This is a genomic window from Paramagnetospirillum magneticum AMB-1 (assembly GCF_000009985.1).
In the GTDB taxonomy this organism is placed as follows: Bacteria; Pseudomonadota; Alphaproteobacteria; order Rhodospirillales; family Magnetospirillaceae; genus Phaeospirillum; species Phaeospirillum magneticum.
Window position 1 is genome coordinate 3,524,764 of the sequence record NC_007626.1, and the last position, 13,431, is coordinate 3,538,194.

Annotated in this window: 15 protein-coding genes, 1 tRNA gene and 1 pseudogene; 12 read left to right on the forward strand and 5 right to left on the reverse strand. The window is 54.7% G+C overall.

The genetic code is table 11. From position 1 onward, the window contains the following. The first annotated feature begins 175 nt into the window (after positions 1-175). The 3 genes from AMB_RS16465 (at position 176) to AMB_RS16480 (ending at position 3,123) form a co-directional block, all read left to right on the forward strand. Positions 176-1,033 carry an MBL fold metallo-hydrolase gene (locus AMB_RS16465; protein WP_011385625.1) on the forward strand — a complete coding sequence of 286 codons (858 nt, stop codon included), beginning with the start codon at positions 176-178 and terminating at the stop codon, positions 1,031-1,033. A gap of 9 nt (positions 1,034-1,042) precedes the next feature. Next, positions 1,043-1,762 (forward strand): diguanylate cyclase, encoded by a 720-nt coding sequence (locus AMB_RS16470; RefSeq protein WP_011385626.1) that lies wholly within the window; start codon positions 1,043-1,045, stop codon positions 1,760-1,762. A gap of 213 nt (positions 1,763-1,975) precedes the next feature. Continuing rightward, positions 1,976-3,123, forward strand: a protein-coding gene (locus AMB_RS16480; protein ID WP_407636032.1) for an IS3 family transposase whose coding sequence is annotated in 2 segments (ribosomal slippage) — positions 1,976-2,237 and positions 2,237-3,123 — 1,149 coding nt in all. Because the reading frame shifts where the segments join, the coding sequence is not laid out codon by codon here. 40 nt (positions 3,124-3,163) lie between these two features. Here the strand turns inward: AMB_RS16480 and AMB_RS24600 are convergent. Continuing rightward, positions 3,164-3,825 (reverse strand): annotated as a pseudogene (locus AMB_RS24600) (IS3-like element ISMamg1 family transposase); the annotation flags it as partial. 74 nt (positions 3,826-3,899) lie between these two features. On the opposite strand from AMB_RS24600, the gene AMB_RS25975 reads away from it, so the two are divergent. Next, complete coding sequence (locus AMB_RS25975) at positions 3,900-4,076, forward strand: hypothetical protein (protein WP_011385628.1); 177 nt, start codon at positions 3,900-3,902, stop codon at positions 4,074-4,076. 55 nt (positions 4,077-4,131) lie between these two features. On the opposite strand, the gene AMB_RS16490 is transcribed toward AMB_RS25975, so the two are convergent. Further along, a complete protein-coding gene (locus AMB_RS16490; protein ID WP_050750744.1) occupies positions 4,132-6,228 on the reverse strand; it encodes a bacteriohemerythrin in 2,097 nt (698 codons plus the stop codon). 684 nt (positions 6,229-6,912) lie between these two features. On the opposite strand from AMB_RS16490, the gene AMB_RS16495 reads away from it, so the two are divergent. After that, positions 6,913-6,989: transfer RNA gene (locus AMB_RS16495), tRNA-Arg, on the forward strand. 131 nt (positions 6,990-7,120) lie between these two features. Here the strand turns inward: AMB_RS16495 and AMB_RS16500 are convergent. Further along, positions 7,121-7,732 carry a hypothetical protein gene (locus tag AMB_RS16500; protein WP_231848867.1) on the reverse strand — a complete coding sequence of 204 codons (612 nt, stop codon included), beginning with the start codon at positions 7,730-7,732 and terminating at the stop codon, positions 7,121-7,123. 267 nt (positions 7,733-7,999) lie between these two features. On the opposite strand from AMB_RS16500, the gene AMB_RS16505 reads away from it, so the two are divergent. The 5 genes from AMB_RS16505 (at position 8,000) to AMB_RS25355 (ending at position 10,880) form a co-directional block, all read left to right on the forward strand. Then, a complete protein-coding gene (locus AMB_RS16505) occupies positions 8,000-8,326 on the forward strand; it encodes a YnfA family protein (RefSeq protein WP_011385631.1) in 327 nt (108 codons plus the stop codon). A gap of 133 nt (positions 8,327-8,459) precedes the next feature. Continuing rightward, complete coding sequence (locus tag AMB_RS25340) at positions 8,460-9,305, forward strand: hypothetical protein (RefSeq protein ID WP_148207444.1); 846 nt, start codon at positions 8,460-8,462, stop codon at positions 9,303-9,305. A gap of 31 nt (positions 9,306-9,336) precedes the next feature. After that, entirely contained in the window at positions 9,337-9,558 is a 222-nt protein-coding gene (locus tag AMB_RS25345) for a hypothetical protein (RefSeq protein ID WP_148207445.1), read from the forward strand. A gap of 170 nt (positions 9,559-9,728) precedes the next feature. Then, on the forward strand, positions 9,729-10,403 hold the full coding sequence (locus tag AMB_RS25350; protein ID WP_148207446.1) for a hypothetical protein: 675 nt from the start codon (positions 9,729-9,731) through the stop codon (positions 10,401-10,403). Between the two features lie 138 nt (positions 10,404-10,541). After that, entirely contained in the window at positions 10,542-10,880 is a 339-nt protein-coding gene (locus AMB_RS25355) for a hypothetical protein (RefSeq protein ID WP_148207447.1), read from the forward strand. Here AMB_RS25355 and AMB_RS16510 read toward each other — a convergent pair. Then, positions 10,859-11,404, reverse strand: a complete 546-nt coding sequence (locus tag AMB_RS16510; RefSeq protein WP_043744884.1) for a recombinase family protein — start codon at positions 11,402-11,404, stop codon at positions 10,859-10,861. The two genes, AMB_RS25355 and AMB_RS16510, sit on opposite strands and share 22 nt — an antisense overlap. A 315-nt stretch (positions 11,405-11,719) precedes the next feature. Between AMB_RS16510 and AMB_RS25360 the strand changes: the two genes are divergently transcribed. Continuing rightward, the gene (locus AMB_RS25360) at positions 11,720-12,310 is read left to right on the forward strand and encodes a hypothetical protein (RefSeq protein ID WP_148207448.1); all 591 of its coding nucleotides are present in this window, start codon (positions 11,720-11,722) and stop codon (positions 12,308-12,310) included. A 163-nt stretch (positions 12,311-12,473) separates the two neighbouring features. After that, on the forward strand, positions 12,474-13,001 hold the full coding sequence (locus AMB_RS25365) for a hypothetical protein (protein WP_148207449.1): 528 nt from the start codon (positions 12,474-12,476) through the stop codon (positions 12,999-13,001). Positions 13,002-13,125: 124 nt separating this feature from the next. Here the strand turns inward: AMB_RS25365 and AMB_RS16515 are convergent, their stop codons facing one another. Next, on the reverse strand, positions 13,126-13,428 hold the full coding sequence (locus tag AMB_RS16515; RefSeq protein ID WP_148207450.1) for a hypothetical protein: 303 nt from the start codon (positions 13,426-13,428) through the stop codon (positions 13,126-13,128). Between the last annotated feature and the right edge of the window lie 3 nt (positions 13,429-13,431).

A 13,431-nucleotide genomic window follows, 5' to 3' on the forward strand; every position in this document is an offset into this window, starting at 1 on the left:
ACGGCGGCGGCTCTCCGTCAGCGGGCACGGCGAAGAACTCTTCGATGCGGGAATCCGACTGCCGCCGCCAGCCGGGCCAGAACGGCCACGCTCAGCCCCTCAATGTGCATATGACTTTTGGTGTGGCCTCGGGTATGCTGCCATTTAGCGCAGAGTTGTTGAGGCATCGACCCGCATGGGCATTCTGGATCAGAACATCGACTATGACCGGCCCGTGAAATTGGCCGACGGCGTTTTCTGGGTGGGGTTCGCCGACCTGGAAGGCCGCCTTCAGTGCAACCCCTACCTGATCGTCGATGGGGACGAGGCCATCCTAATCGACGGTGGCTCGCGCCCGGATTTCAGTACCGTGATGCGTAAGGTCCTCCAGACCGGCGTGTCGCCCCGGCAGATCAGCCACCTGATCTACCAGCATTATGATCCGGACCTGTGCGGCTCGATTCCCAATCTGGAAAGCCTGATCGACTCGGCCGAGCTGAAGATCATCTCCCATGCCGATAACAACCCGTTCATCCGGCACTATTCCGTCAACTCGCCTCTGTTGTGCATCGACCGCCTGGAGCGGAAATTGACCATGCGCTCGGGGAGAACCTTGCGTTTCTTCCGCACGCCCTACGCCCATTCGGCGGGAAGCTTCATCACCTATGACGAGACCAGCGGTATCTTGTTCACCAGCGATCTGTTCGGCAGTGCGGGAGCTTTCAGCAACTGGCGTCTGTTCGCCGATTTCGACAAGAAGTGTCTTGGCTGCGAGGTGGCCCACCCCGAACGTCCCGACGAACACTGCAAGGAGACGGCCTCACCTTGCCCGTGGAGCGGCATGCATCACTTTCATCGCAAGGTCATGCCCGGCAACAGGCAACTGCGCCACGCCATGAAGGTGGTCAAGGCCATCGGAGCAACCATGGCCGCGCCCCAGCACGGCTCCATCCTGTATCGGGTCGAGGACATCGCAGCCGCCATCGAGCGCCTGCAAAGGATGGATGACATCGGTATCGACGGCATTGCCGATGCCGCATCCTGCCCCGCGTAAGGTGCCGCCATGTCCAAACTGGATGAAATCGATATCAGGATCGACAGCACGATTGGCGCTTCGGTCGGAACGCTGGTTTCGAGGATTCTGGAGCAGCAGGCGCAACTGGCGGATCAAAGGATCAACCAGACCCTACTCACCGAACTGGTGGAGCAATTCGTGGCGTCTGAACGCCGTCTTGCCGAGGCCCACGCCACCGTGCTTGCCATGTCGCGCACCGACGCCTTGACCGGTATCGCCAATCGCCGCTGGTTCGACGAATCCCTTGCCCAGGAACTGGCCCGCGCCAACAGGTCAAAGACCTCCTTGGGCCTGCTGCTGATGGACATCGACTGCTTCAAGCTGTTCAACGATAATTACGGCCATTCGGCGGGCGATGACTGCCTGCAGGCGGTGGCCCAGGCGGTGCAATCCATCGTCAGGCGCCCCCCCGACCTGGCTGCCCGCTATGGCGGCGAGGAATTGGTCTGCATCCTGCCCGATACCGATGCCAAAGGGGTTGAAGCGGTCGGCAACGCGGTTCTGGAAGCGGTTCGCGGACTGGCCATTCCCCATGCCTTTTCCAAGGCCGTGGACATCGTTACCGTAAGCATCGGCGGAGTGTCGCTCATTCCCACCGAGGCGACCACGCCCAAGCAGATCATCGAGGCGGCGGATTCCGTCCTCTATGCCTCCAAGGAAGGCGGACGCAACCGCCTGACCATGGTGGATGCACCAATGGATGGGTGACGAGACTTAGGAACCCGGCGGGGCTATCCGTCGCCTGAAAACCCTCCGCCATGTCATCAGCCTGCGCGTCGCCATCGCCACCCTCATCAGCTGCGCCGTCTTGCCGGTGGCGGTGACCGGGATCATCCGGCAATGAGCTACTCCCCGGAAATTGGACACTGACGGAAGCTACGATCTGATGTTTGCTGATCCCCAACTACGAGGAGATCAGAGATGTCGAAGCGCAGGAACCATGACGCGGCCTTCAAGGCGCGTGTCGCCCTTGAGGCGCTGAAGGGCGAGCGGACGGTATCGGAATTGGCGTCGGCCTATGGCGTCCATCCGACCATGATCCATCAATGGAAGAAGTCCCTGCTGGACGGGGCGGCGGAGATCTTCGAACGCGGGGCCAAGAAGAAGGCCGAGGTGGACGAGGATACGGTGCGATCCCTGCACGCCAAGATCGGGGAGCTGGCCGTGGCCAACGATTTTTTGTCTCGAAAGCTCAAGCCGTGGACCGGCAAGTGAGGCGGACCATGATCGAGCCCAAACACCCGGCGCTGTCGATCGGCGCCCAGTGCCACCTGCTGTCCATTGCGCGATCATCGTTCTATTACGAGCCCTTGGGCGAGACGGAGGCAAACCTGGAGCTGATGCGGTTGATCGACCGCCAATTCCTGGAAACGCCGTTCTATGGTGTCCGTCAGATGGCTTGGCATCTCCAGAACGAGGGCCACCCGGTCAACGTCAAGCGCGTCCGGCGGCTGATGCGGCTCATGGGCCTGATGCCGATCTACCAGAAGCCCAACACCAGCAAGCCCGCCAAGGGCCACAAGACCTATCCCTACCTGCTGCGGGGCCTGCGGATCGACCGGCCCAATCAGGTCTGGTGCGCCGACATCACCTATCTGCCCATGCGCCGGGGATTCCTTTATCTGATCGCCATCATGGACTGGGCCACCCGGAAAGTGCTGGCCTGGCGCATCTCCAACACGCTCGAGGCCGACTTCTGCGTCGAGGTGCTCAACGAGGCCATCCTGCGCTTCGGCCCGCCGGAGATCATGAACACCGACCAGGGCAGCCAGTTTACATCCTTCGCCTGGATCGACCGGCTGAAGCGGGCCGGAACCCGCATCTCCATGGACGGCAAGGGCCGTTGCATCGACAACGTCTTTATCGAGCGCCTGTGGCGGTCCCTAAAATACGAATGCGTCTATCTCCATGCCTGGGAAACCGGCTCGCAAGCAAGGGCCGGGATCGGACCCTGGATCACCTTCTACAACCACAAACGGCCCCACGCCGCCCATGGCGGAAGGACCCCCGCCGTGGTCTACTGGAACACCATCAACCAAACCGATCAGCAGGCCCGGAGAGTAGCTTAAACTTCCCCGAATTCTGTCCAACCAATGGGGAGTAGCTCAACCTGCGGCCGTCGGTGAAGGCGTCGGACAGAAAATCCAGCGACCAGTGTTGGTTCGGCCCCTGCGGGATCGCCATTGGGGCCCGGCAACCCAGGGCTCGCTTGCGGCCACGCCTTGGGCGCACCGCCAGCTTCTCCTCGCGGTACAGCCGCAGCAGCTTCTTACGGTTCATCACCACGCCTTCCCTGGATAGCAGGATGCCCAGACGTCGGAAGCCGAACCGGCGACGCTCTGCCGCCAGTTCGCGCAATCGCGCCCGGATCGGCGCGTCGTCGGGACGACACGACCGATACCGCATCACTCGCCGGGAAATCCCCACAATCAAACACGCCCGACGCTCGCTCAGTCCGAACAATTCTCGGACATGGGCGACGACGATCCGCCTGGCGGCGGGCGTCACCATTTTTTTGAGGAAATTTCCTTCAGCACGGCGTTGTCGAGCATGGCTTCGGCCAGCAGTTTCTTCAGCCGAGCGTTTTCGTCCTCAAGCGCCTTTAGCCGCTTGGCCTCCGACACCTCCAGCCCGCCGTACTTGGCCTTCCATTTGTAGAAGGTTGCGCTCGATATGCCGTGCCTGCGGCACACATCCGCTGTCGCCTGACCGGCCTCCTGCTCCTTCAGGATGCCGATGATCTGCTCCTCGCTGAACCGGCTACGCCTCATCGTTCCGTCTCCTTGATGGGACGGACTCTACCTCAAACTGGCTACATTCGAGGGGAACAGGTCAGAGTCTTGTTATGGACCAGTTTTTCAAGGATGCCGGCAGCGACGAGAAGAAGGATCTCAACTTCAAGGTTCCACCTAACTTTCACGCCGACTACAAGGCGTTCGCTGCGCAGCATGGCGTTCCGATGTCGGACATCCTCTACCGCTCGTTCCAACTCTTCCGGCTGTCGCTTATCTGGACCCACTGATGGCGGCCAGAATCACGGCGGCACGCCCTCAAATGAGTGACGTGCCGCCAGAAGCCTAAGCGACCTTCTTGGCCTTGAGGTAGTTTGCCAGCTTACCGTCCTCCATCTGGATGTGGTTGGTCAGCCAGGTCGCAACGTACTCGAACATCTTTGCCGCCGCCGTGGGATCGCCGCTCTGGACCGCGCCCTTGTGGCTCTTGGCGCGATCGAGGAAGTCACGGTGATGACGGCGATGCTCGTCCAGATGGGGATAGCTGTTCCGGCTCATCACCTCCTCTTCCTCACGGAAGTGACTTCCCATCACGGTGTCGATCAGGGTGATCATGCCCTGGCCCGCTTCGGCACCGTTACCCTGGGACATTTTGGCGTACAGTCGGTTCACCTCGTCAAACATCTCCCGGTGATGCCTGTCGATATTGCCAATCCCCATGTTCAGGGCGTTGTCCCAGTTCAGAAGTTTCACATCCGACTGGTCAGAGCGAACTTGGTCTAGGAAGCGCCCAACCTCGGCGCGAAGGAATTCGGACTGCTGAGACAGGTCGGTGGCTGCAGAATGAATCTGCTCAGCCGCCGCACCGGTATCCCTTGCCGCCTGCTCCACGGTCACCACGCTGGAAGAAACTTCGGCGGTACCTGCCGCCGCCTGCTCCACGTTACGGGCGATCTCCTGGGTAGCGGCGGCCTGCTCTTCAACTGCCGAGGCGACAGAGGCGCTAATCTCGCCCATCTCGCTGATCACCTTGGTGATGCCGTCAATGGCGTGGACGGCGTTGTTGGTGCCGTCCTGGACAGCCCTGATCTGAGAGGCAATCTCCTCAGTGGCCTTGCCGGTCTGAGTGGCGAGGTGTTTCACCTCGTTGGCGACCACGGCAAAGCCCTTGCCCGCATCGCCGGCCCTGGCGGCCTCGATGGTGGCGTTAAGCGCCAGCAGGTTTGTCTGGCTGGCGATGTCGTTGATCAGGTTGACGATCTCACCGATCTTGTTGGCATTCTCGGACAGCGCCCGAATCTGCACGTTGGTGTTGGCGGCCTCATCTTGGGCCCTGCTGGCCACGGATTGCGACCGCTCTACCTGCTTGGCGATTTCAGTAATGGAGGATGACAGTTCCTCGGTGGCGGCGGCGACAGTTTCCACGTTGGCCGAGGCCTGTTGGGAGGCCGAGGCCACGGTCGTTGCCTGGGCGCTGGTCTCGGCGGCGGTGCTGGCCATCTGGGTGGAGGACACCTGTAGCTGGGTGGCGGCGGAGGTCACCGTCTGGATCACCTTGCCGACGCTGCCCTCGAACGTGTTGGCGAGCTGGCGCATGGCGGCTTTGCGCTCCGCCTCGGCACGGGCTTTCTGCGCCTCCTGCTCGGCCTCCATTTCTTTTACGCGAAGAAGCCCTTCCTTAAATACCCCAACAGCTTTCGCCATCTGGCCAAGTTCATCGCCCCTATCAACGCCAGGGACCTCGGCAGACAGATTGCCAGCGGTCAACTGCTCCATGCAGCCCTTGATGCCATTGACTGGACCGGTAATCGAACGTGCAATGACAAAGGCGATGGCGGCACCAAGGGCGAGAGCCAAACCTCCAAGGGTCAAGCTGAAATTGATCTTTTGACTGGCACTCGCCTTTCCCTCCTCATACTCCTCCTTTGCAATTCGCTCCTGCAACTCGATATTGGCAACAATCTGCTCATCAAGGTGCATGAACTTCTGTAGCGCAGGCCCATTTGCCAGGGATGTCGCCTTGTCGGGGTCATTTGCCTTTAGGAGTTCGATGACCTTGTTTTTTTCAGAGAGATAATCCGGGAGTGCTGTCTTGATCTTGTCAGCAATGACTTTCTCCTCTGCCGCAAGTTCTGTTGTAAGATAGGCCTTCCACTCCTTGTTTATAATCTCTTCCGCATCGGCAATTTGTGCCACCATGGTGGCGTCATATGCATTCAGATCGAGCATCTTGAGAAGGCGCACCCGAATACGGAAAAGGTTTCGCTGCATAGTTCCCAATTGGACAAGGCAAACCGTCCGATCCTCGTAAACCGTATGAAGGCTGTTTAGGATACTCAACATACCGCTCCGTCCGAGAAATATCGTAGTGACGAGAGCGATACAGAGTACTCCAGTCAGGATCGACAGGCGCATCGAGATGCGGAGATTGGATAGTGACATGGCGCGCCCCCAAATTCGGATTGGACCTCGAACAAGGATCCTATCCAATTTGGCATATGCCAACAATATGTGATCGATGCAGCTCAGCCCTCTGTCCAGTGGGACATTTCATGCCGCAAGGGGATGACGCTTTGGTATATCATATGGCATAATGTAGCACTACCTTCGTATTGCTGCCATTGGCGAGCCGCTGGAGGTCTCAACGCGGGTAGGCGGTTGATTTCTGCGCGCTTTCTCTCAGAGGAGACTGGCCGTGTGCGAGGTCCTTAATGCCGCGCCTGTTAGCGTGAAGGCTGCCATTCTTCCGATTCTGGTGGAGTCACCATTTACTTCGGCTATCGCGTGCTGCGCGGAGTTGGAGCGAAGAGGGGGCGACTTACGCTTGATCGCCGAGATACGTCAGTGGGCGATTGAAAACTGCCAGGGCTGTTGTGTGTGCAATGCAACTGCCGGCCCTCTTCATATGTCATGATACGCTTCATATTTCAGATCTGTAATTCCCTCCCCAGCTGCTTTGGCTCGATGGCGATTTCGGCGGCCACACTCCCGGCACACGGCGCAGCCTGTAGGATTCGAACCGACGACCGAGGCCGAGGGAGGGTGTTGCTCCGATCAGCACCTTCCCCCTTCCCACACCGGCGGCCTTGCGCTATAAACCTCGCCTCTCGTTTACCCGAGACCCGCGCAGCCGTAGCTCAGCTGGATAGAGCGCTGCCCTCCGAAGGCAGAGGTCCTGAGTTCGAATCTCAGCGGTTGCGCCAATTTCTCTATATTTTCAATATGTTATGATGCGCCCCAGGAGCGAGGGGGTAAGCATTTTGTCTTGCGTCCCCAAAGCGCCCCCAAAATATGACCAGTTAAGCCAACGACAATCTTGTTCAACGAGTATCGATCACTCGCGATCTTGATCATGCTGGTCCAACCATCGGCGCATCTCCACCGGCGCTTGGCGAGGGCCGACCTGACACAAACAAACGGGCACTTCAATCCAGTCATCTGCGATATCGAGCAAATGGTCGCCCCCCTGGATCACGGCACCTCCGACGGTCACCACGTATTTTTCATCGTCGGTCATTTTAAACCTGACCGCGAAATCCTCAATGTCGTCGGCCGTAATGTAGTATGTGGTTTTCACCGGATACTTGGTGTCTCGCTCCTGTGGAGCGCTTTCAGATGGAGGCAGAGTCGACCGAATCATCTCAATATCATCGGGTGCGGTTGACCAGAGGGTAAATGCACCATATCCAAGGCGGCTATTAAACACCGCGTCGAGGTGCTTGGGGGTGACCTCTCCGCCGCCGTTATCCGTGACGGCAATCCTGCCTTTGCATTTGGCCAAATGGCTCTGAAAGTAGGTGTAGCCTTCCTCATCAGCGGCCAATGTGATGCGCCACGGGTATTGCTTCCCCAGCGCTTTAAGCCGCCTTTCCATGGCGGCCTCGGGGCGATCCTGTCGGCGACCGACAAATATTCGGCAATTATCGTTATTAAATACTTTATTCATGTCCAACCTCCAAATATATATTCGCTCAACAAAGCATCGATGTGCCTGCCCAGCGCATAATGCAATTATTGCATCACAATGATTATTTATGCAGGCACACATATTTTGTGCGACATGCGTATTCATCGCAATGAGAGGCGAGTATTTATTGGTGATAGAATTATTGCTTTACGGCTTATCCCCTTCCCTCCGGTAACCACCACACCCAGGGGTGCTGAGGCTCGACATCCCCGCTGATCCGGGTGACGATGGCGGAGGAGAGGCTGCATGTGGACCATTCCGACCTACATCCTGGCCGCGTTCGCGGAGATCGGCGGCTGTTTTGCCTTCTGGGCGTGGCTGCGCCTGGATAAGTCGCCGCTGTGGCTGGTGCCCGGCATGGCCAGCCTCGGCCTTTTCGCCTGGGCGCTCACCCGCATAGACGCCGACTTCGCCGGGCGCGCCTACGCGGCCTACGGCGGCATCTACATCCTGGCATCGCTGATCTGGATGTGGGCGGTAGAGGGCACTCGCCCCGACCGCTGGGACACCATCGGCGCGGCGATCTGTGTCGTCGGCGCCATGGTCATCATCTTCGGGCCGCGTAGCACCTAATCGATCAGCGGCAACATCCCGTCCGCCACCCTGGCGTTTAAGCTGGACGGGCGGGCACGGCACCGCTCAGAGACCGAAGGAAATTGGCTGCATAAATAGGCATTGATGGGCGCCGCCGAGGCGATACGCAAAGGTGCGTGCCAATGAAGAAGCGCACTCATGCGGTTTATTAAACACAACAAACAATAAGGAGGTGAAAAAAATGCAAGTTATGAAAATTACAGTTGATAGCAAGAGAAGGGATGCTGCATGCCATTGGTTACGAAAACATTTTGGCGGAAAGTCATATGAATCATGGTTCCAGAAAATGCCCCACATAGGGCGCTATGGCGAACTCGTGGATGACTTCTATATAGCAGCAGAAAATAAAAGGTATCTATCATTTTTCCGAATGAAGTTTTCTGATCACAGCGTTGAAATTGTTGATCTGACGCCGCAACTACGAACGCTTTGTAATATTGTATATATTGATGATGTGCTCCACATCGCAGGCGGCCCTCCTCCCAGCAATGCGGAAGTCAAATACTTTTGTCATATGCAGCCACTATCACTTGACCACTTAACCAACCTATCTGAAAAGATCAAGGCTATCGCCGATCTGTGGACAGCTTTTCCGGCAAAGGAAAACGATGTCAATTTAATTGCAGAATGCTTCAGAGAGATTGTGTCAAAAAATGCACTTAAAAATGTTGATGTTGATCGGATGCTGCTGAGAATTAAAAGGAAGCTTCATCAGTATATTCACTACAACAATCCAGAAAAACTGCTCTGGCAGATTGGGTGGCAGCTAACTGATAACCTGATATTTGACTGGGCACATTCTCTTGAAATCATGATGCATGTCGTTGCCCTTGTCCGCCCGTTTAAAATGCTCGGCGGGATCAATTTCCAGGTCAAAGAGTATCAACGTAAAACATGGCGGCTGACATCACCAAAAATGCCCGCTCACTTGAAATCCATCAGTGGTGCTGCTGCATAAATAGGTAGTAGGCCATATGGAGGTGATGAATATGAGATTGAATGAACTAATGATTTCTGCCGCTGATGCGGTGTCTGTTGAGAGAAAATATCAATGCGATAATTCGTTTTTAGGAGATGATGCTGAGTTGGGCTCTGGTCTATTGGAAGTTCTTGACACTATTAAAGCTGCGACGCATTGGACAGAACATTTGGTGAGTTTGCTCATTATGCGTGCCAACCGACGGGTGATAGATCGCGGTCCATCCAAGTGAAATAACTACATGCCTAAATACCTCTGTCGTCAGTTCCAATTTTCGACGAAAGAGGTGGTCACTATGAATATATGTATCGCATTGAATACTTTTACTTGTGCTGCGCCACCTCCCAGCACATGGCTCCTGGCGTATTGGAACGCGCCAGGGGCATTTTTTGAGGTGGTCACATGGAAAAGAATATATCGCAGCCAGCAATTGGTTCAAAAAGCAAACTCCCGAGAAGTTGGCAGTTTTTTCGTTCGGTTGAGCGGTCAAAATTAGCGTTTGCCACTATAATTATCAGCGGGATACGCGTCAGCCAGAGCGCTTCAGAGGCGGAGATTGAGTCTAAAATCGGGGCGGAAATTGAGCTATTTAAGTCAGATTGGGCAAGTCTAACCAAGAGCCGTCGTTTGCCCGGCCTACGATTTCGTGGTGCGTTTGAGTTTGATTTATCAAGAAGCCGGGATGTTCACGGTCACCGAGAATCACTATTTAGCGATATGGGCGTTCAACCACTCGTGGGCGATGACATTATCATCAATCTGCATGTCCACATGCTGATAGCGTGTAGTCGGTGCGATGCAGATAATCTTTCAGAAGAATTGCGGCGAAAATGGCCGGGACGGTGGCGGGTGGTCGTCAAGTCATTGTTTGAAAATCAATCAACTGACGAGGCAGTCAGCAATATATATGGCTATATTAACAAACAAATATGCCGATATGCATCTGGTGGAATTGGCGATATCCCAGTCACCTTTGGGAATGACTGGGAGCCTGTTTGGTTAAAAAAGATTGGTAGACTTTATAAATGTATGTCACTTGAGTTTAGATCATCTGACAGATGGTTGTATAATATATAACTACAAGACCATGAATGCCTGATCACAGCTAATATAATTACACAAACATGTCGCATATGTATAATTGCTAATAAATAATATTCTGCATCGTGCTGCCTGCATAAATATTACTACAACATCATATGCAGGAGGCATTCTATGCTAAATCTTAAAGATATTTACGATGAACTTCACTCTCTCGGGGTGGTTGGGTCGGGTCGCAGCTTTGGTGATTTTGCAAATCGCAGCCAAAGTTATTTGAGTTCATCCCTGTCCCGTTGCCGCCGCCCATCTGCCGAGGTTCTTCTGGCCCTGATACAGAACATCAACGATTGCCTCGACGCCACTATCGAGGCTGCGGCACTGTCCAAAAGCGATGAAGATCGAGGCGAATACGAGCATGGAATCAATGGGTTAAAGGTTTTAGAAGCCAGAGTATGGGGAGAAATATGGCAACGGGCCGGTAGCCGAAATGGCTATTCGGCCAGCAACCGGTAAACGCTGGCCCGCCCGACCCCCAGCTTGCGGGCGATGGCAGCCGCCCCAAGCCCCTCGTCCTTCAGGGCACGGATTTCCTCGGGCTTTATCGTCGGGCGGCGGCCCTTGTATTTGCCTTCGGCCTTGGCCTTGGCGATACCCTCCCGCTGGCGCTCCAACATGATTTCTCGTTCCCACGCACCGATCCCGCCAAGCAAGGTAAGCATAAGCCGTCCCGTCGGCGTGCTTGTGTCCATCGCCATGTTGAGAACCCGCAGGGCCACCTTCTTCTGTTCCAGATATTCGGTGATCTGGAGGAGATGAGGGACGGATCGGGCCAGCCGATCCAACTTGCTCACCATCAGGACATCGCCCTCTCGGACAAACTCCAGAGCGGCAGCAAGCTGGTCGCGAGCAGCAACATCCACGGACGAAACTTGCTCCGTGAAGATTTTTTCGCAACCGGCAGCTTCCAGGTCTCGGTACTGGGCATCAAGGCCGGCCCGCTGATCAAGAGTGGATGTTCTCGCATATCCGATCAGCATAGCGGCCTCATGTCTTGTTTGTATTTAAGAAGCATATGGGAATATGTCTCAAATGTCAAATTGGCACATATACGAGACACTTATTTGGGCGGATTTCGGTGCCTTGCTGAACCTTGCTCATGCGAGACGCGGGGTTTCATGTCCCTGGCACAGGCGCAGCAGCGCCTTTGCCGCCTGAGCTTCGGTGGGCTTGGTCGAATTGATCAGGCTGCCGCAGAGGCATCGGTGGCGGGTAACCCGCTATAAGCCTGAACTAACCAAATCATTCACTCAATGGGCGTCGTCATGCCCATTGCGAACAGGAGAAATGTAGTCATGACAACCCAAAAACCATTCGCAACTATAACTGCCAACCTAATCCCGACCATATACTCCCAAGCCCACATGGTAGCGACATGTGAGATTGATGATATGTTCGAGACTTGTGTTTGTGAATTGAATGACATCAAGGACACTTTTAAAAAACACCACATACACGCCATAATGTGTATCTTTAAAAGCAATGAAATATACCTGGGGGAGACACCAACTCCAGATGGTTTCAATCGTTACTATGAGCTTCCTGTTATATACCACTGCGTTGTATTCAAAAAAAGAAGCGATGCAGTTAAGTTTAGAATGGTTTGCGATGATGAGACGTGGGCCTTGAATAAAATATATGTCATTAAACGCGGCGACACATACCTTTCGGTAAAGAATAGGATGAGTACTATCGTCGATGATGGAGAAGACAGCGATATAGACGATGACTTCCCAGCTCCCGTTCCGGTTTGTGTTGAATGGGTGCGGGATATAAACAAAGCATATCGTTCATACACTACAAATAGTATTCTTCCGAGACTTGTTGGTGCAGAATATGTGGCATTTAACTGCACCAATGGCGATCTCCACACCCCAGTGGGCTGATGCCGAAATGCCTCCCCGCTTTTGCAATTCGGGGACTTCCACTACCTGCTAAACGCTATCCAGGCAGCTCTCACGCTGATCTAAAACCCCAGAACGTCTGCTGAGTTACCCATTATCACGCGCCGGGCGAATCATCCCCGGCGCGAACAGGAGAGATTTGATCATGAAAATCCAAAAAAGCATCGCTAATATAACATCGACGCTAATACCAACCATCTATTCACAAGGATACATGCTGGCTACTGAGCTTTATGAAGATGAATGTGAATATGAAAACATTATGGAGACATTAACAAAACAAAATATATACGCGACAGTTTGTCATTTGACGAGCCATGAGATTGGTTTGTGGCGAATGGGTGTTGCTCGGTATTTATATGATTATTATTGCATTGTGTTCAAACGCAAGAGTGATGCCGTTCGCTTCAAAATGGCTTATAGCGGGGACTGCTATCCGCTTGATATGGTTTATGTGATCCGGCGAGGAAGATGCTATCTAACGGTCTTGGATACAGATTTTAATACAGGTCGCGTCACCGTCGGATGGACATGTGATGTCAACAAGGCGCATCGATCATATTCAAATAATAGCGATATTATAGATATATTTGGTGCCGAGTATGTTGCATTTCCATGCACTAATGGTGATCTTTACCATCGTCATAGCCATGAGACACTCGTTTACGCTTAATCAGGCTGTAAGCGTGCGAATTGACTCATACTGGCCCGGCGTGCCGGGCCGGTGTGGTCCTATCTGTCAGGTGATATCCATCTCAGCACACACAAGCTTTGAACGGCTCAAGGGGAGCGATGCGTCATTGCCCTCCCGCAGCGATTTTCAATCGGGTGATCGCCATTTCAAGTTCGGTAGCAATCTTGCGGCGTAGGTCGGAAGCCTTGGCCTCCTTCAACCGCCGCAAAGAGCCCTCAGCCTCGTTCAATTCCTGCACGGCCACTGTGGCAGACTGGGTTGCTAAACGCAGCTTGACCGACGAGATCTCCGCAGCCTTGCCATCTTCATAAGCCTTGTCGATGGGGCCGCTCTGGGCCAGGGCTATTGGTGCAGGGGTCAGCATGGCCGCCACCATCATCACCATCAGGGTTTGCTTGATCTTCATGTC